Genomic DNA, 18,384 nt, shown 5'->3' on the forward strand with positions numbered 1-18,384 from the left:
TGGATGGCAACCGGAATCTTGTTGCCCGCACAGTTCGCGAGCAGAGCTGGCTCCCACAGGTCTGGTGGCCGCCGCCGAGTCCCGCTTATGGCACTGATGCGCGCCACTTCCCCCCACGCCCGCTCCGGCGACAAGACCGCCAAGGTCATGCTGCAGGTGGCGGCCGCCACCATTCCCGGCGTACTGGCGCTGGTGCTCTATTTCGGCATCGGCGTACTGATCAACATTGCGCTCTGTACCGCGACCGCGCTCGCCTGCGAGGCGGCGGTGATGAAACTGCGGGAGCGGCCGATCGGTTTCTACCTGAAGGACTACAGCGCCTTCATCACCGCACTGCTGCTCGGCATAGCGCTGCCGCCCTACTGCGCCTGGTGGCTGCCGGTGATCGGCAGCGCCGTCGCGATCGTGCTGGCCAAGCACCTCTACGGCGGCATGGGTTACAACCCCTTTAACCCGGCCATGGTCGGCTACGTGGTGCTGCTGATCAGCTTCCCGGTGGACATGACCCGCTGGGTGGGACCGGCGGAGATCATTCACGGCGCGCCCGGCCTCGCCGAGGCCTTCGGGCTGGTGTTCGGTTTCGGCGGCTTCAACGTGGACGGCTTCACCCGCGCCACGCCGCTGGAGATAGTGCGCCTGAACGAATCGGTGCTGCTGTCGCAGCTGTACGAGATGGAACCGGTCTTCAACCGGGGCACCATTGCCGGGTTCGGCTGGGAGACCGCCAGTTTCGGCTTCCTGGTCGGCGGCCTCTTCCTGCTGTTCCGGCGCATCATCACCTGGCACGCGCCGGTGGCCATGCTGGTGACCCTGACGCTGATGTCGCTGCTGTTCTACGACAGCGGCAGTTCCCTGTCCGAGGGCTCGCCGGCGCTGCACCTCTTCTCCGGCGCCACCATGCTCGGGGCCTTCTTTATCATTACCGACCCCATCAGCGGTGCCACCAGCAACAAGGGCCGCCTGATCTTCGGCGCCGGCGTGGGCCTGCTCACCTACGTGATCCGCGCCTGGGGTACCTATCCGGACGCGGTGGCCTTCGCGGTGCTGCTGATGAACTTCGCCGCCCCCACCATCGACAACTACACGCTGCCGCGCACCTACGGCCACAAGCGCCCGCGCCGCGCCACCGATGTGGAGGAGCGCTGATGCTGCAGAAAAGTATGGCCAGTAACGCGGTGATACTGACCCTGTTCGCGCTGGTCACCGCCGGCACCCTGGCGGTCACCCAGATCACCACGCGCGAGCCGATCGAGCGCGCCATCCGCGAGGCGTCCGCCAAGGCGCTGCTGGAGATTATCCCGCTGGACCGCCACAGCAACGACATACTGGTGGATACCTACCCGATCCCCAAGGTCTACTGGAACCTGCTCGGCCTGACCCAGGGCGGCGATATCAACCTGGCGCGGGAGGACGACGGCCGTATCTCCGCGGTGATCATCCCGGCGGTGGCGCCCGACGGCTACTCGGGTCCGATCAAGCTGCTGGTGGGCGTGAATCGCGACGGCACAGTGGCCGGCGTGCGCGTCACCAGCCACAGCGAGACCCCCGGCCTCGGCGACAAGGTGGACCTGAAGAAGAGCGACTGGGTGCTGCAGTTCAACGGCCTGTCGCTGCGGGACCCGTCGCCGGACCAGTGGAAAGTGCAGAAGGACGGCGGCGCCTTCGACCAGTTTACCGGGGCGACGATCACCCCGCGCGCGGTGGTGAACGAGGTGCGCCAGGTGCTCCAGTTCGTCGCGGAGCACCGCGACGAGATCTTCAGCGCGCCGGTATCCAAGCGCGCGGTGGAGGTGCCACAGCGCGAGGAGGGTAAAGAGCCACAGCGCGAGGATGGTAAGGAGCCACAGCGCGAGGAGGGTAAAGAGCCACAGCGCGAGGAGCCCAAACAGCAGCAGCCAGAACAGGAGAAACAGTGATGGCGGCACCCTACGGGGAGATCTCCCGCAACGGCCTCTGGAACAACAACCCGGCGCTGGTGCAGCTGCTGGGCCTGTGCCCGCTGCTGGCGGTGACGGGCTCGGTGGTCAACGCCATCGGCCTCGGGCTGGCCACCATCGGCGTGCTCACCTGCTCCAATCTGGCGGTGTCCCTGGTGCGCCGGCAGATGCCGGACACGGTGCGCCTGCCGGCCTCGGTGATGATCATCGCCACCTTCGTGACCTGCGCCGAGCTGCTGATGAAGGCCTTCACCTACGAGCTGTACCTGGTGCTGGGCATCTTTATCCCGCTGATCGTCACCAACTGCACCATCCTCGGCCGCGCCGACGCCTTCGCCAGCAAGAACCCGGTACTGCCGTCGCTGGTGGACGGCTTTATGATGGGCCTCGGCTTCACCGCGGTGCTGGTCGCGATTGGCGCGGTGCGCGAGATTCTCGGCCAGGGCACCCTGTTCGCCGATATGGACCTGCTGCTGGGCCCGGCGGCGGCGGACTGGGCCATTCCGGTGCTGGGCGCCGACTACCCGGGCTTTCTGGTCGCGGTGCTGCCGCCGGGCGCCTTCCTGGTGGCCGGCCTGCTGATCGCGGCCAAGAACGCAATAGACGCGGGCATCGAGCGCCGCCGCAGCCAGCAGGTGCGGATAGTGCCGGGGGCCAAACGGGTGCGGGTGACCGGCAAGATTTCCTGACCCGCTATTCACCTGTTGCGTGCCTGTAATGGGCCACTTTCGCCGTAATTTGCCGTAATGGATTTGGCACCCGGTTCCACACCGCCGCGGTAGCCATTTGCGGGTGTTCCGCTAAAATGAGACGCCCGATCCGTTTTGGCGATCGGTGACAACGAACAATAAGAACCAAGGAACTACCTATGACTGTGGACAATGGAAAGTCTGAGCTGGTCTATCACGGGCGCCGCGCGCAGCGCGCCGACAGCCGCCAGCGCCGCAAGGCCATTCTCGAGGCCACCCTGCGCCTGATCGTCAAAGAGGGCATCCGCGGCATCCGCCACCGCGCCGTAGCGCGCGAGGCCAGCGTGCCGCTGGCCGCCACCACCTACTATTTCAAAGACCTGAACGACCTGATCAGCGACTCCTTTACCTATTTCGTCGAACAGGGCCTGGACCACACGCGCCAGCTGCAGCAGGACAGCGTGGCCGCCGCGCGCAGCCTGCCGGCGGAAGAGCGCGCCTCCGGCGAGGGGCGCAAGCTGCTGATCCAGCAACTGACCCGCTTCATCCTCAGCCACGTGCGCGCCCAGGCCGGCGACCGGGATCGCCGTCTGATCGAGCTGGCCTTCCGCAACGAGGCGCTGCGCAACGAGCAGCTCACCCGCGCGATGCGCATGGCCAACCAGGCCACCGAAGCGCTGATCCAGGAGTTCTTCCAGCTGCTGGAGCTGGCCGATGCCCCGGCCGCGGCGCAGATAGTGCACGGCACCATTCTCAACCTGGAGTACCAGATACTGAGCGGCGCCATTGCGCTGGACTCGCCGCTGCTGGAGCGCACCGTAACCCTGATGATCAAGGGCCTGATCCCCGCCACTATCGGCGCCGAAGAGCTGGCACCCCAGTTCTGAGCGCCGGCCGGCGCCGGGTTCCACCTGTGCCGGCTTTATCCATCCGATTTACACCTCGCCTCCGAACGGCGATACGGCACGGGCTAGTCTTAAACGAGAATCCGTAACGAATCGCCGTCGCCACCGCATGTCAACTTCTCTGCGCCACATCGCCCGCTTTCTCCTGCTTGTACCCCTGTGTCTCGCCGCGGGCTGCGAGCGGGCCCCGCGCGACGCGGTCGAAGCCACCAAATCCTCCGGCGCCGACGGCGATAAACTCGCCTGGGCGCCGGAGATCATGGGCGAGTACCCGATCGAGCTGTTCGATAACTACACGGAAACCGGCGACCTGGATGCAATCCGCAAACGCGGCCAACTGCGACTGCTGGTGGATCCGAGCCGCTCCAGCATGCTCAGGCGCGCGGCGACACAGCAGGATATCGAAATTGCCCAGGCGCGGCTGATGGCGCGGAAACTCGGGTTAGAGCTGACCGTGCTGCAGGTGAAAAATTTCGGCGACCTGATTCCGCAACTCAACGCCGGCAAGGGCGACCTGATCGCCAATAACCTGATCATCACCGACGCGCGCCGCCAGCAGGTAGATTTCTCCACCGCCAGTGCGGAGGTCCAGCTGGTACTGGTTTCGGCGGCGGAAACACCCGCGGTGGGCGATGGCGACACGCTCGCCGGCAAAACACTGACCGTGACCGCCGGCACCGAATTTGTCGAGCGCGCCCGCGCATTTGCCGCGCAACATCCGGGGCTCAAGCTCGAGACCAGCGACAAAAATTACATGGATATCCTGGTGGACGTCGCCAATGGCAAAACCGACTTCACCATCGTCGACGAGCTGTTGCTGGAACTGGCGCAGCAGTTTCGCGACGACCTAAAACCCAACAGCGTATTTCCCGACAAGTACGCGCTGGCCTGGGCGATCCGGCGGAATTCCCCGCAGCTCCTCGAGGCCATCAACGACAGCGTACGCCACATCCGCCTGACCAGTCCCACCCGGCGCTCCACCGGCGACCTGGACGCGATCAAACAGCGCGGTGTGCTGCGCGCCGTGACCCGCAACCACCCCGGCACCTATTTCATGTGGAAGGGACAGATACTCGGCTTCGAATTCAGTCTGCTGGAAAAGTTTGCCAACCAACACGACCTGCGGCTCGAGATCATCGTCGCGGAGCGCCACGATGACTTCGTACGCATGCTGCAAAACGGCGATGCCGATATCGCCGCCAGCCTGCTGGCCGACACCGAGCGCCGCCGGCAGAAGGGCATGGCGTTCTCGGAGCCCTATATCGAGACGCCCACTGGCATAGTGTCGCGCAGCGGCGACACCATTAAATCGGTCGACGATCTGCGCGGGCGCACCGTCTATGTGCGCAAATCCGGCAGCCACTACGATACCGCCCTGCGCCTGCAGCAGCAGGTGCCGGAACTGCAGATCCAGCTGGCGCCGGAAGAACTGAATATGCAGCAGATCATCGACAAGGTCGCCGACAAGGAGTTCGACCTAACCATCGCCGACGAGGTCTCCTACAAGATCGAGCGCGCCTGGCGCGACGACATCGCCTTCGCCCTGGACTTGCCACAGGAGGACAACCGCTACGCCTGGATGCTGCGCGAGGGCAACCCGCAGCTGCTCGCGTCGGTCAATGATTTCCTCGGCAAGCGCGGTGTCAACGATGCGCTGCCGACGCTCTATGCCCGCTATTTCGATCGGCCCAGGCGCACGCGCAAGGAAATTACCCAGCTGGACAAGAAGGGCAACATCTCGCCTTTCGATGACCTGGTGCGCAACTACGCGGAGCAGTTCGGGTTCGACTGGCGCCTGGTCGTCGCGCAGATGTTTCAGGAAAGCAGCTTCGACCCCAAGGCCGAGTCTTGGGCCGGCGCCCAGGGGCTGATGCAGGTGATGCCGAACACCGGCAAGCAGGTCGGCGAAGTGGACCTGTTCGATCCGCGCACCAGTATCAGAGCCGGCATCAAATATCTCGACTGGCTGCACGGCAAATTTGTCGATCGCGGTTTGACGCCGGAAAACAGCATGTGGTTTACCCTCGCCGCCTACAACGCCGGCCTCGGCCACGTATTCGACGCCCAGGATCTGGCCGAGCAGAAGGGCTGGGACCGCAACGCCTGGTTCGACAGCGTGGAGAACGCCATGCTGTTGCTCTCAGACCCGAAGTACTACAAGCGCGCCCGCTACGGCTACGCGCGCGGCCATGAGCCATTCGATTATGTGCGCAAGATCGAGAGCCGCTTCCGCCACTATGTCAATCTGCTCGACGCGCGCGAACAGCGGCAACAGAACGTTCTGAGATCCGGTGAGGCCCCGCTCGCGGCCGCAGCTCACTGATCGCTGCGGGGGAGGAAGGTCGATTTTCAAGCCCGCGGGCTGATGCAAGTAATGCCAGACATCGGCAAGCAGGCCGGGGAGGCGAACCTGTTCGATCCGGAGACCAGCGTGCCCGCGGGGATGAAGCATCTGGAGTGGCAGCACCGGAAATGCGAGAAAAAGGGTATCAGCCCGGAAAATATGATGGGGTTTACCCTCGCCTCCTACAATGCCGGGCTCGGCCATGTCTACGACGCCAAGGATCTGGCCGAGGAAAAGGCTGGGACCGCAAGGTCCAGTTCGGCAACGTGGACAAGGCGATACTGCTGCTAGCGCAGCGCATGTATTACAAGAAGGCGCGCTACGGCTACGCGCGCGGGCGCGGGCGCGGGTCCTACGATTATGTTCGCAAGATTGAGTCGCGCTATCGCGCCTACGCCGCGCTACTGGATACCTTCCGCAAGCAGCAGGAAGCCGTCAGATGGTTGAATTGCGCTTACGCACCGGAATGGTTGCTCGACGATTCAGCACGCTGCCGATTTCCGGAGCACTTGGCGGGTTCAGGCGGGGCGCAGCAGGCCGGCCCGCAGTAAACACGTGGGCCGGCCTTCGCTCATTACAGTAATGAATGAGCGCTCGCTTAGGAACAGCTGCCGGGCATGGAAGCGATCCACTCGCGCAGCAATGCGGTGCCCTCTTCGTGTACCAGGCTGCGCCCCAGCTCCGGCATCATCGCACCGGGATCGGTGGATTCCACACGGAAATTCAGGATCGACTTGTCCGGTTCGCCGGGTACTATCGCGAACAGGCGGTTGCCACTGCCGGTTCCGGCCGCTACCGGCGGCTTGCACAGCCCCAGGCGGCGACGGTCCTCTTCGTTGTGCGCCAGCATCAGCCCGGAAGTGTCCGCAGCCCCGGACGGGTTGTGGCAGTGGCCGCAGTTGATGTCCAGGTAGGCGCGGGCGCGCTCCTCCAGCGGCAGGCCGGTATCCGCGTAATCGGCATTGCGCGGAATCGCGGCAAACTCCGGCATATCACTCAGGTAGCCGATCTGCTGCCAGTGCAGCAGCTGGTTCTGCACACCGCTGGCGTAGGCGTAGTCCTTGTTCAGATGGCGCGCGCGCGGACCGAGCGGTTTGATGGATTTTTCCGTGTGGTTGTCGGCGTGGCAGCCGGCGCACTGGTTCGCATCCGGCACTACATAAGTAAAAGCGGAGCTATCACCAGCGGCACTTACCAGCTGCAAACGGCTGGCATCGCCGGCGATTTCCAGCGTGGCCTCGGTCTGCTCGGCGTTCCACACATAGGGCAGCGCCTGCCAGCCGTCCGCGCGCTTGACCAGCAGGCGGGTTTCCATCAGGCGCACATTGTCCAGGTCCAGCGCCTCACCCGCCCTGCCCTCGACATAGTCGTTGCGGTAGTCGTCGGTGCGCAGCACAGCGCCGCTCGCGTCTTTCGGATAGTAGAAAGTCTTGCTCAGCACCGTGCCAACGGGATAGTCGAAGCGCTCGTCACCGTACTTTGCGGAAGTGCCGGCCGGCATCCACACGGTGCGCAGCTTGTGCGCATAGTCGGTGAAGAGTGCGGTGTTCAGATCGTACGGCGTTACGCCGCTGTTTGGCGTCAGTTCGCCGTCGATCACTTCCACGATATGCCAGTCACTCAGGCGCTCCGGCACAGCGTCGCGCTCGTAAACGGTGACCTGCTGCCGCGGTGCGTCGCAGCCGCTGAGCGCGGCCGCGAAAATTGGGGCCAGCACCGCGCCCCAAATCATTTTACGCATCGGCAGCCTCGACTGTTGCTACTTCACTCCCGCCGTCCACCGGCTGGTCCTCTTGCTGGTCAAAGTCCAGCACGATTTGCGGCAGCTTTTTCAGACTGCACTTGTGCGGTGTGATATCGGTGGAGATATTCTTGTAGTCGTTGGACGCATCGACGTTGATGATGCCGGCATCGCCGTTATCGATACACAGCTTCAGCGCATCCGGCACCTGGCCGTCGACCATTTTCTTCGCATCGACGACGCCGTCCCACAGGATGTCCGGCAGGCTGCCACTGAGGCCGAACTTGGCCAGTTTCAGCGCCTTCAGTTCCAGGTGGTCGGGGGAGCTGCCGCCGCCACTGAAACGGTTGTCGTAGACGTAGATGCCCTCCGGATACGGATCGAAGGCTTCCTGGGTCGACTTGTCGCTGTAGTAGCCGGCCATATAGTAGCTGCTGACGATCACGTTGGCGGTGTCGTTATCGGCAATATCGTTATTGAAGATTTCCACGTTGTCGTTGGAGTTGATCACGACACCGGAACCGGCAGGAACGGCGGCCACCGGCGTGCCCTCATGGCCGAAGTTTTCCGTGTTGTTGCCGATTATCCTGTTGTTGTGCACGCGCGTGCTGTGCCCCGGCTGCGGCAGGTTGGGCATATTGAATACGAGGATGCCGCCGGTGTTGTTGGTGGCAATGTTGTTGTACACGTCGGCACCGATGGTGTTCTCGATCTCGATACCGGCGACGTTGTACTCGGCGCGGTTGTTACGCACGATCACATTCCGGGACTGGCCCACATAGATACCCGCGTCGGACGCACCGATCGCCACGGTACCTTCCACCAGCGTATTTTTGGTCTGCACGGGGTAGATGCCGTAGGCGCCGTTTTCGGTGGCCGGGCCGTTGGTCCACTCCACGCGGATATTGCGGATGATGATGTTCTCGCCCTCGTTGACCTTGAGGGCGTCACCGATGGTGTCCTCGATGGCCAGGTCCTCGATGGTGAAATTGCTCGCATTCACCAGCAGGCCCTCGGCGCCCTGAATCTGGTCTTTGAAGGACAGGATGGTCTTGTCCATGCCGGCACCGCGAATGGTCACGCCGTCCACGTTCAGGGACAGGCTGCGGTTGAGCTGGAACTTTCCGGCCGGCAGTTCGATGACATCGCCGGGCTTTGCCGTGATCAGCTGCTTCAACAGCTGCTTCTGGAAATCCGCGGAAGCGGCGGCCTGGCCCTGATCGGCCTGACTCTCTTTCTTGTCCGATGAACAGGCCGCGGCCAGTACAGCAGCCAGTGCCACGCCCGCTATCCCGATCTTATGGGCTGCAGTCTTCATGTTGTTTCCTTTTTATTCGAGTTATGACCCGTAACAGCGCGTCGCAGCCCTAATAAGTACGATTGTACCAATTTAATCGCGCAAAAAATGCCTGGCTGCAAGCGACACCGATGTTAGCCAATCGGTCAGGGCGCATCAAGGCTCTTTTGGGACCCACGCTTGCCCGATGCCGCCACGCCCTGTAGTGTCGGGGGCAAGTAGTAGCCAAGGACAAGCTGCGCTGCCATGAATCCCCGCATCCCGCTCCTAGCCCTCACCGCCAGCCTGAGTGCCGGCGTCCAGGCACTGGAAACCCTTGCGCTCGAAATAGTCACTCCAGCCGGCCACCGCTACCAGGCGCAGCAGCAGCTCGGCGATGCCTTCGAATCCTTCGAGTCCGGCACTATAGCGGGCGAGACGCCCCCGCAGGAGTATCTGGCGATCCGCTGCAACGGCCCCTGGGGCGCGCTGAAATACCGCCTGCCCCTCGCCAGCGGGCCCGGCTACCTGCTTATCGCGCAGGGCGACAGCCTGCTGCTGCAGATAGTGGAGCATTCGGTAATCAGCGAGGATCAGGCCATCGCAGCGATGAGCGTGCACTGCATCGATACCGAGCCGCGGCAGGTCATCAAAGCGCTGTTTGAAGTCGAGCTGGTCAGGGGCAGCGCCGCAGCGCAGCAATTGCAGCTGGCCAATGGCTATCAACTGGAATATCGCTATACGCCGTGACCGGCGCCTGCGACAGGGAATGCGGAAGCGACCAGCGGCCGCTCCGCAGAAGAATCAGGACCCTGGTCCGATCAGTGGAATACCGGCGCGGAGACATAGCTCCAGAACAGCACAGTCCCCACCATCACCAGGACCGCTACCACCATGGACACGGTCACTATCGCACTGGCAAACAGGAAGCCGCGCTCCTCCGACACCCCCATCACAATGGGAATGCCGAGATACAGCAGATAAACCGCGTAGGCGACCGCCAAAGTGGCGAGCAGGATATCCAGCCACAGCAGCGGATAGAAACCCGCGACCCCGGCGATAAAGATCGGCGTAGCCGTAAAGCCTGCGATCACCATGCCCTTCATCGGATAGGTCTTGGCGCCGTAGGTCTTGGCCATCCAGTGGATAAAGTAGCCGATAGCCACCACGGCCAGCACCATGGTGCAGTAGAACACCGCCACCAGCTCGAGGGCGCTGTCACTGGTGATGCGCACCGGCGCCCCGCCACCGACACTCCAGCCCACTCGGGTGGTGCCGAAATACCAGGCCAGGGCCGGCAGCAGAGCCAAAACAATAACGTAGGGGATTTGCCGGCGGAGGTTCTTCTCCGACAGGCTTCCGATGAGCTGCCACTGCCGGCGCGGCTGTACCATCAGCCCGAACATATGGATCAACATCCCGTTCTCCTCACTCGCTGCGAGGAACCTTGGGCGAGACCTACGGAACCACTGAAAAACTACTGCGCGTGCGCCTGACGACGTCCGGCGGTGCTCGCAGTCCTCACGTACTGAAGTACGTTCCGGTTGCTGCGCTCCGGCGGCCGCCGCCAGCCACCCGCTCGCTACATTTTTCAGGGGTTCCTAACTTGCTCAAATTGATCTGGTAACTGCTTGTCAAAATGAGGAATACCGCTAAAAGGCCATTCCCTAAGTTCCAGTTCATTTCTTTTTGTGACGAGTCAGTTGTAGGCACTTCCGTCGTGCAAGTCAACGGAAGTCAGTAACTTGGCGGAAAAGATGACAGTGGCGTTTCTGCTAGAAACATTTACCGGAAAAAGATTGATACCGATCAACCCGACGGACAGAGTAATCGCCTTGTAGGAGCGGCGGGGCGGCCATCCGCCCATGGCCGCGATCGATATCCGGGAGTTGCCGGAAGTCCGATCGCGGCCATGGGCCACTCCTACCTATAAACGCAAGATCAGTCGACGCTGACCGGCTCTACCGGATGCATCCAGCCGAAGCGGTCTTCGCCACGCCCTTCCTGGATATCCAGCAGCGCCTGCCTCAAACGCTCTGCCACCGGGCCCGGCGCCCGGGCCAGCTGATAATTCTCACCGCCGTCCCCGATAACGCTGATCGGGCTGACGATCGCCGCCGTGCCGCAGGCGAAAGCTTCCTCGCAAGCGCCTTCCGCGACCTGCCGCAGCAGCTCGTCGATATCGATTGCGCGCTCGTTTACTGTGTAGCCGAGGTCACGGGCCAGGTCGATCAGCGAATCGCGGGTAACACCCTCGAGGATGGAACCGGTCAGCGCCGGCGTGTGCAACTCTCCGCCGATAACCGCAAAGAAGTTCATGCCGGACAGCTCTTCCACCGCCTTGCGATCACTCGGGCTCAGCCACAGGGACTGGTCATAACCGCGCTTCTTGAGCCGCGCGATACTGAGCAGGGAAGCCGCGTAGTTGCCGCCCACTTTCGCATCGCCGGTCCCCCCCACCGCGGCGCGCGAGTCTTCGCGCTCCACCCACAGCCGCATATTGCCCGCGTGATAGGCTTCGGACGGACTGGCGATCACATAGAACTCGTAAGAGGTGCTGGCAGATACGGTCAGATCTGCCTGGGTGCCAATCAGGAAGGGGCGCAGGTAAAGAGACTCGCCACTCGTGGCCGGAACCAGATTGGCACAGTAGGCGGTCACCGCGCGCACGCCGTCCATAAACAGCGCTTCCGGTACCGGTGGCATACAGAGCCGCTCGGCGGAATGCGCCATGCGCGCCGCATTCCGCTCCGGGCGAAACAGGCTGATGCCGCCACCGGCAGTCCGATAGGCCTTCATCCCTTCAAAGCAGGACTGGGCGTAGTGCAGCACCTTGGCTGCCGGGTCCAGCGACAGCGGGGCATAGGGGATCAGCTCACCTCTGCTCCAGCAGCCGTCCTGGCAAACGGCGCGAAACATTACCGGCGCCATCACAGCGCCAAAGCCCAGTTTCTCGGGCATTTCAAATCCGCGCAGACTGGTCGCCACGGCTGGATCTATGTAGATGCTCACCGGCATTCTCCTCTCATTCCAATGCGCTGATTATGGCGCTTGCCGCACCGCAATCCAAATATAGCGCCCGCCCGGCGCGACTTATGCGCAACTCAATGGCCTTCAGAACCACATCGCTAGGATGAATCTTTCGCATTTTGCCGACCTGGCGCCGCAGCCACGCAATTTTGCCGACAGCCACTGACGGGGCGACCATTGCACCCTGTTTCAATTGCGACCAGTTTTTGCTCCGCCGTCACCTGTTTACACCGGCCGCTAAACTTTTGGCATCTGCTTGCCCTATATCTATGTCGGAGCAGTCTCCCATTGCCGCCAGGCTGCTAAACCGAATTGGTGGTGCAGCACCTGTTCACAAATCCGATATCCGACCGTCGAAATTCACGCCATCGCCATCAGGAGGCGAATTGCGATAGCTATACTCACTGGTACGCACCCAAGGAGCCGGTCAACAGTCTCCAGGCGCGTTTTCACAGCTGGTGACGCGGAACTAAACCAACGGCCAGCAACCTGTCGCCGGAAGTAACACACCCGGGCACCGTCAGGGATTGTGACAGAACCACACTTCAAGGAGAGACAGTCCCCTCGGCCACGCGACCGAAGCGGACAGAGTGCCCGCCTTTTCAAGCACGCTGGCCCAGTGCGCAGTTGCTGAAATCGGGTGAAGCAAAACACGGAACGGAAGTGGTTCAATCGTGACACAGACAGATATCAGCAACTCCATTGCTATCGGCTTGATGTTTACAGCCACAGCTCTGCTGTGTGGCAGCGCCTACGCGGAAGTTGGCGCCTCCGTCGTCGAAGATTCCAGCACTCCACCCGAAGCCTTTATTGAGGCGGCCTCAAAACCCCTGCAAACCACCAAGCGACAACTGCGCCCGTCCGAGGTCGTGGACGACTATCGCGAACGTATTGAAGATATGGAAGCCCAGCACGGCGCCTACGGTGCCGGCATGGACGAACAGCTGCTCGGCTTGGCCAATGCCCTGCAACGTACCGGTTCCCACGAAGAGGCTATCAGCGAATTCCGGCGGGCCATGTTGATCAACCGGGTCAATGAGGGCCTCTACTCGCTGAACCAGATCCCCATGATCGAGCGCATGATCGAAAGCCAGATTGCGCTCAACCAGTGGGAGGATGCCAACGACAATCAGCAGTACCTCTACTGGCTGTACGAGCGCAACTACGGTGAGAAAGACCCGCGCATGCTGCCGGTCATCGACAATCTGAGCCGCTGGCACCTGCAGGCCTATGTGGAGGAGAAAGGTGGCACACTGTTCGAGCACCTGATCAGCGCTACGGACCTGTACAAACTTGCGGTGGACATCATCACGCAGAATTTCGGCGCCAATGATCTGCGCCTTGTCGATGCCCTGCGCGGTCTCAAGGTCACCAATTACTACCTCCTCACCTATGATGGCGAGCCCCAGCAGCCGGTGGTCGTCAATACCAGTTTCGGTGGCGGCGGAAACATGGAAGCGGCACAGCGCACCAAGCTGGACCACTACCGCATGAACAGCTTCAGTTCCGGAAAAAACGCCATCGCCCGCATCGTCGACGTCTACCAGAAGAATCCCCACTCGCCGCCGGCGGCATCCGCCAAGGCCAAGGTGGAACTGGGTGACTGGTACATGATGTTCAACAAGTGGCACTCGGCGCGCGAAACCTACGGCGAGGCCTACCAGGCGCTGTGGGACAACGGTGCGACCAATCAGGAGATCGACGATATCTTCGGGCGCCCCGCCGCGCTGCCGGCACTGCCGATGCTGGAGGAGGATCGCGAAGCTCTGGCAGAATCCCAAGTCACCGTTTCTTACGATGTCACCGCGTTTGGCAAGGCGCGCAATATCCAGATACTGAACGCCTACCCTGAGGATAGGGTCAGCATTCGATCACGGGTGCGCAATATCCTGAAGCGCGCCAAGTTTCGCCCGCGCTTCGAGAATGGCGAACCGGTCGAGACGGTAGGTGTAGTGCAGAGATTCGTTTTCGACTGAAACGCACGGAATGGGCGATTCTGGCGCTTCTGAGAACAGCGACAACAAACCCCGGATAACAGTCGCTGTCGAATCGTTAAACAGGCTGCTGGAAGGCAAACCTTCGCAGCCGCGTAATACAGCCGAGCGGGCCGGGTGCCCACTCGGCTTTCACCGCAACCCCAAATGCCCGACAGCGCCCGCGGGGCGCCTCAGGAGAGACACAATGACACTACGGAAAGCGGTACTCACAGAGATACGCCAGGGTATCGGCTGGCGCACACTGGTCTCGGCCACTGTATTGAGCGCCGCCATGGTCGGTTGCAAGAGTCAGCAGACCCAGTCGCAGCCGCCGGCCCAGCCGTCGCAATCCTCGTCCAGCTCGCCATCCCAATCGCAATCGAGTTCATCATCGAGCAGCAGCTCCTCGAGCCGCAGCCAGCCGCAGACCGCGAGCAGCGGCATGCCGTCCAGCAGCTCGTCCAGACAGCCGAGCCAGGGCATGCCCGGCAGCACCAGCAGCCGTCCGAGCATGGACATGCCGAGCATAGAATCCGGGCCCCGGTCCAGTAGCACTGCCAGTTCTTCCTCCAGCGGCGAAGAATCCTCGCAGCGCAGCAGCTCTGCCAGCGACAGCATGCCCGACCCTAGTGCGCGCAGCCGCAATCCGCCGACGCCGGTGTACAGCGAATCCGACCGGCGCCCGGAAGACAGCCGCATGCCGCCGGATCCGTCCACCGACAGTCAGGGCGAACCGCCGGATGAGGTCGATTTTTCGGAGGAAGAGCAATCCGCCTCCTCCAGCAGTACTTCGTCGAGCAGCTCATCTTCGAGCAGCTCGTCTTCGAGCAGCGCCTCGGCGGCCAATAAATCGGCCGCGGCACAATCCGGCAACAGTGCCGGCAGTCCCTCCCGTGGGGGCAGCGCGCCCAATGAGGCTCCCGCCACGACCGCCGAGCGGGTGGCGGACCTCGAAGGACAGTTCGACTCCACCATGGCCAGCTACGACGGCATGATCCTGCGCGAGCGGGACTATGTCCGCAACCGCCCCAGCTCTGCAGGCGAGGACGGCGAAGAGGCCATGGACGAAGCGCCTCCCGGCGAATCCCTGGAGGATCTGATCGAATCCGCCGAAGCGGAAATTCCACCGCCTCCCGGGGGCGGTGCCGAGGGCGGCAGCGGCCCGGAGCAGAACAATTCCAGTGGCCAGGCTACGGGCCCGGGACTGCCGACTGCTGGACGCAAGGGTGAGTATGATCACACCAACTCCGCAGCCGTCGTTCCCGCCGATATTCCCAATGGCAACGACGACGACGTGGTTGCACGGCAGATCCGCGAGGCCGCCACACGGGAATCGGATCCCGAGTTGCGGGAGAAGCTGTGGGAAGAATATCGGAAATATAAAAACGCACAGAAATGACAGCAGAGGAAGTCCGTATGTTTTGTTCCAGCAGATTTCATTGCAACCACCGGGTTGGCCAAGGTCTTTTCAGACGCGGCCTGCTGCTGCTGTTGTTCCTGGCGATCGGCGCCTGTACTACTACCGAAGTCCGCACCACCGCGTTTACTCCGCTCACGGTTGAGGACGCCAACATTCCGGAAGAGCGACTGCTCGACGTGGGCATAGTGCAATTCGACCCGGGCCTAGACACTGCGGAGGTCGATGAGGATGAACTGGTGTTCCCGGAACTGCGCCAGGCCGAATCCCGTTACATTGCCGTAACCCTGGCAAATTCCCTTCAGTCCAGTCAGGGCTGGGGGGCGGTGCGGGTGATTCCGTCCGAGCGCACCAACATCGATATCACCGTGACCGGCCGCATCGTGCAGTCCGATGGCGAAACCCTGACAGTCGATGTCACTGTCACCGATTCCCGCGGCCAGCGCTGGTTTACCAAGCAGTATTCGGAACAGGCTTCCCATTACGCCTACGATCGCAAGCACCCGACCGAAGGCGATGCTTTCCAGGGCATCTACAACAGCATTGCCAATGACATGCTCATCTACCGGCAAAAACTGTCTGACCGGCAGATCGCCGAACTGCGCACCATCTCGGAAATGCGCTTTGCCCGCAGCTTCTCCCCCGACGCCTTCAGCCGCTATCTAAACCAGAATGAAGACGGCATCTACTACTTGAGCGCACTGCCGGCGGAGGGCGACCCGATGCTGCAGCGCGTGCGCCGCATCCGCGAACGCGACTATCTCTTTGTGGATACATTGCAGGGCTACTACGGCACCTTCGTCAAGTCCATGGAATCCCCCTATCAGGAGTGGCGCGCCATGAGTTACGACGAGGTGAAACAGATGCGCGAACTGAAACGCAAAGCGCGCAATCACACCATTATGGGGGCCGCGGCTATCATCGGCGGCATCGCTGCTGCCGGCGCCGGTGCCGGCAGCGCCCGCGCGGCGGGACAGGTAGGCATAGCCGGCGGCGGCTACCTGATCAAGAGCGGCTTTGATCGACGCAGCGAAGCGAAAATGCACATAGAAGCGCTGCAGGAACTGGGTGACTCCATGGAGGCGGAGGTAGAACCGCAGATTGTCGAGCTCGAAGACCGCACAGTAACCCTGAGTGGCACCGTGGAAAACCAGTACCGTCAGTGGCGCGAAATATTGAAGGAAATCTACGAAGCGGAAACCGGCGCTCTGGAAACTAGTATCTGACCGCGGCGGGAACCTGCGCATGGAGGACACCGGACAGGATCCCGGTGCCCGCTCCAATTTGCTCCGGCGCAGCGCCCTCTGTTCAGACACTGTTGAAAATAACACACCCCAGCGGAGTCACCATGCAACACCGCGACCAATCACCGGAAGACATTACGCCGATTCAACCCGCCGATTTCAGTTTCGGTGGTGAGAGGACGCAACAACAAAAATCGCAGGCCGCGCCGTCAGCGAAGCCAAAAAGTTCGGGAAATTCCAAATACCAGGCGGCGGCCATCGGATCGCTGCTGCTGCTCGGCGTTATCGGGGTTTTCTGGCTATTGCCACAGGTGGTGGAGAAGCCGCAGCCGCGCCTGCCGGGCACCGCTGGCACAGGCGCTGAGGATGCGGTGACGCCCCAGATCCAGGCTTCCCCATACAGCGATGCGGAAATCGCCCAACAGCGCCGCAACGTGCAGAAAACCCTGCAGGAAATCCTCGTGCTGAAGGAGGAACTGCAGGAGCGCAAAATCGAAACCTGGGCCAATGAAGCCTTTTCCGCCGCTCAGGCACTGGCGGAGGAAGCCGATGGCATATACCGGCAACGGCGCTTCACGCAGGCCCTGGAAAAATACCGGGAGTCCCTCACCACACTCCAGCAGTTGCGCGACGGCATTCTGGCCCGCATTGAAAAACACCTGACGGAAGGCCATCACGCCCTGGATATCGGCGACGCCGCGGCGGCGCACGAAGCCTTCGACATGGTGCTCACGATTTCCGAAGATCACCCCAGAGGCGTCAAGGGCAAGGCGCGGTCGGAAAAATTGCCGGAGGCCTGGCAGCACTTCACCAATGGCAAAGAGGCATTCGCCGAGGGTGACCTCAACACCGCACGCGAGGAACTACAGCAGTCCCTGGCCGCAGACCCGGAAACCCGCCCCGCCATCGAGCTGCTGCCCAAGGTACTGAACGCGATTACCGAGCGGGATTACAGCGAAGCCATGTCCGCGGGCTACGCCGCCATCGCCGAGAGCGACTTTAACGCGGCAAAAGAAGCCTTCGCACGCGCCCGCAAACTCAAGCCCGGCGCCGAGGAGCCCGGCATAGGTCTGCAGCAGGCCAGTAACGGCGCCGAGCAGCTTCACATCGACCAGCTGTTCACACGCGCCCGTCACCAGGAACAGGCGGAGGACTGGCACGGCGCTCTGAAGAGCTACAGCGCGCTGGTCGAAAAGGACGGCAGCCTGGTTGCCGCCATCACCGGCAAGGCGCGCAGCGAAGCCAGGGCACAACTGGATGATCAGCTGAAGGGATTGCTGGAGGATCCGCTGACGCTCGGTAACGGCAAGCGCAACCAGTTTGCCCGCCAGGTACTCGCCGACGCCCGCGGGCTCAATGAAGATACTCCGCGCCTGGTGCAGCAGATCGAAGACCTGGAGAATGCGCTCACCAAGGCTCTGATACCACTGCCCGTTCGCTTCCGGTCTGACCGCAGTACCAGTGTCACCATCTACCACGTGGGGCGGCTCGGCAACTTCGACCAGCGGGAAATCACCCTCAAACCCGGCCGCTATACCGCCGTCGGTACGCGCGAGGGATATCGCGACGTCAGACGTGAATTCACCGTCGTGCCCGGCGAGGAACCACCGACTGTGGTGATTCAGTGCGCCGAAAAAATAAACGGCGCCAATAACAGTTAGCCCCCCGAACCTTGAAACTGCGCGTTGATCAAACACTGTACGGTTTTTCGCAAACGCGTAAAAGCTGGACAGAAACGCCACCGTGGTAAGCGCGAAAGGAAGACTTTCGCGCCAAACGACTCCGCAAAACCCATGTGGATCACGCCAGCAAGCTAAGCTGTAGT

General features: G+C 62.1%; 17 protein-coding genes. 12 read left to right on the plus strand and 5 right to left on the minus strand.

The genetic code is table 11. From position 1 onward, the window contains the following. Nucleotides 1-87: 87 nt before the first annotated feature. The 7 genes from rsxD to RRF64_RS15950 all read left to right on the plus strand — a co-directional run bounded on the left by rsxD (nt 88) and on the right by RRF64_RS15950 (nt 6,426). Nucleotides 88-1,146 carry an electron transport complex subunit RsxD gene (rsxD, locus tag RRF64_RS15920; RefSeq protein WP_323846899.1) on the plus strand — a complete coding sequence of 353 codons (1,059 nt, stop codon included), beginning with the start codon at nt 88-90 and terminating at the stop codon, nt 1,144-1,146. Beyond that, entirely contained in the window at nt 1,146-1,916 is a 771-nt protein-coding gene (gene rsxG, locus RRF64_RS15925; RefSeq protein ID WP_323846900.1) for an electron transport complex subunit RsxG, read from the plus strand. Before rsxD ends, rsxG begins: the two co-directional genes overlap by 1 nt. Beyond that, the gene (locus RRF64_RS15930) at nt 1,916-2,626 is read left to right on the plus strand and encodes an electron transport complex subunit E (RefSeq protein WP_323846901.1); all 711 of its coding nucleotides are present in this window, start codon (nt 1,916-1,918) and stop codon (nt 2,624-2,626) included. Before rsxG ends, RRF64_RS15930 begins: the two co-directional genes overlap by 1 nt. A gap of 179 nt (nt 2,627-2,805) precedes the next feature. Next, nucleotides 2,806-3,513: a TetR/AcrR family transcriptional regulator gene (locus tag RRF64_RS15935; protein WP_323846902.1), complete on the plus strand. Its 708-nt coding sequence runs from the start codon at nt 2,806-2,808 to the stop codon at nt 3,511-3,513. Nucleotides 3,514-3,640: 127 nt separating this feature from the next. After that, complete coding sequence (locus RRF64_RS15940) at nt 3,641-5,854, plus strand: MltF family protein (protein WP_323846903.1); 2,214 nt, start codon at nt 3,641-3,643, stop codon at nt 5,852-5,854. A gap of 51 nt (nt 5,855-5,905) precedes the next feature. Beyond that, nucleotides 5,906-6,166, plus strand: a complete 261-nt coding sequence (locus RRF64_RS15945) for a transglycosylase SLT domain-containing protein (RefSeq protein WP_323846904.1) — start codon at nt 5,906-5,908, stop codon at nt 6,164-6,166. An 8-nt stretch (nt 6,167-6,174) separates the two neighbouring features. Next, nucleotides 6,175-6,426 carry a hypothetical protein gene (locus RRF64_RS15950; protein ID WP_323846905.1) on the plus strand — a complete coding sequence of 84 codons (252 nt, stop codon included), beginning with the start codon at nt 6,175-6,177 and terminating at the stop codon, nt 6,424-6,426. A 47-nt stretch (nt 6,427-6,473) separates the two neighbouring features. Here the strand turns inward: RRF64_RS15950 and RRF64_RS15955 are convergent, their stop codons facing one another. After that, entirely contained in the window at nt 6,474-7,616 is a 1,143-nt protein-coding gene (locus RRF64_RS15955; RefSeq protein WP_323846906.1) for an SO2930 family diheme c-type cytochrome, read from the minus strand. Further along, nucleotides 7,609-8,934, minus strand: coding sequence for a parallel beta-helix domain-containing protein (locus RRF64_RS15960; RefSeq protein WP_323846907.1), 1,326 nt, complete (start codon nt 8,932-8,934; stop codon nt 7,609-7,611). Before RRF64_RS15960 ends, RRF64_RS15955 begins: the two co-directional genes overlap by 8 nt. Before the next feature lie 225 nt (nt 8,935-9,159). Here RRF64_RS15960 and RRF64_RS15965 point away from each other — a divergent pair, with 225 nt between their 5' ends. Beyond that, nucleotides 9,160-9,642, plus strand: coding sequence for a hypothetical protein (locus tag RRF64_RS15965; RefSeq protein ID WP_323846908.1), 483 nt, complete (start codon nt 9,160-9,162; stop codon nt 9,640-9,642). A 71-nt stretch (nt 9,643-9,713) separates the two neighbouring features. Here the strand turns inward: RRF64_RS15965 and RRF64_RS15970 are convergent, their stop codons facing one another. Together RRF64_RS15970 and RRF64_RS15975 are read right to left on the minus strand one after the other, a co-directional pair. After that, a complete protein-coding gene (locus RRF64_RS15970; RefSeq protein ID WP_323846909.1) occupies nt 9,714-10,310 on the minus strand; it encodes a Yip1 family protein in 597 nt (198 codons plus the stop codon). A gap of 523 nt (nt 10,311-10,833) precedes the next feature. Continuing rightward, entirely contained in the window at nt 10,834-11,904 is a 1,071-nt protein-coding gene (locus RRF64_RS15975; RefSeq protein ID WP_323846910.1) for a branched-chain amino acid aminotransferase, read from the minus strand. 692 nt (nt 11,905-12,596) lie between these two features. Here RRF64_RS15975 and RRF64_RS15980 point away from each other — a divergent pair. Beyond that, on the plus strand, nt 12,597-13,898 hold the full coding sequence (locus RRF64_RS15980; RefSeq protein ID WP_323846911.1) for an energy transducer TonB: 1,302 nt from the start codon (nt 12,597-12,599) through the stop codon (nt 13,896-13,898). 309 nt (nt 13,899-14,207) lie between these two features. Here RRF64_RS15980 and RRF64_RS15985 read toward each other — a convergent pair whose 3' ends face one another. Continuing rightward, the gene (locus RRF64_RS15985; RefSeq protein ID WP_323846912.1) at nt 14,208-14,516 is read right to left on the minus strand and encodes a hypothetical protein; all 309 of its coding nucleotides are present in this window, start codon (nt 14,514-14,516) and stop codon (nt 14,208-14,210) included. On the opposite strand from RRF64_RS15985, the gene RRF64_RS15990 reads away from it, so the two are divergent. From RRF64_RS15990 to RRF64_RS16000, 3 genes are all read left to right on the plus strand, one after another. Next, complete coding sequence (locus RRF64_RS15990; RefSeq protein ID WP_323846913.1) at nt 14,515-15,297, plus strand: hypothetical protein; 783 nt, start codon at nt 14,515-14,517, stop codon at nt 15,295-15,297. The genes RRF64_RS15985 and RRF64_RS15990 overlap by 2 nt on opposite strands. A gap of 17 nt (nt 15,298-15,314) precedes the next feature. Continuing rightward, nucleotides 15,315-16,541: a hypothetical protein gene (locus RRF64_RS15995; RefSeq protein WP_323846914.1), complete on the plus strand. Its 1,227-nt coding sequence runs from the start codon at nt 15,315-15,317 to the stop codon at nt 16,539-16,541. A gap of 122 nt (nt 16,542-16,663) precedes the next feature. Continuing rightward, entirely contained in the window at nt 16,664-18,220 is a 1,557-nt protein-coding gene (locus tag RRF64_RS16000; protein ID WP_323846915.1) for a hypothetical protein, read from the plus strand. Nucleotides 18,221-18,384 lie beyond the last annotated feature (164 nt).

Origin of the sequence: Microbulbifer magnicolonia (genome assembly GCF_035117725.1) — a bacterium.
GTDB lineage: Bacteria > Pseudomonadota > Gammaproteobacteria > Pseudomonadales > Cellvibrionaceae > Microbulbifer > Microbulbifer magnicolonia.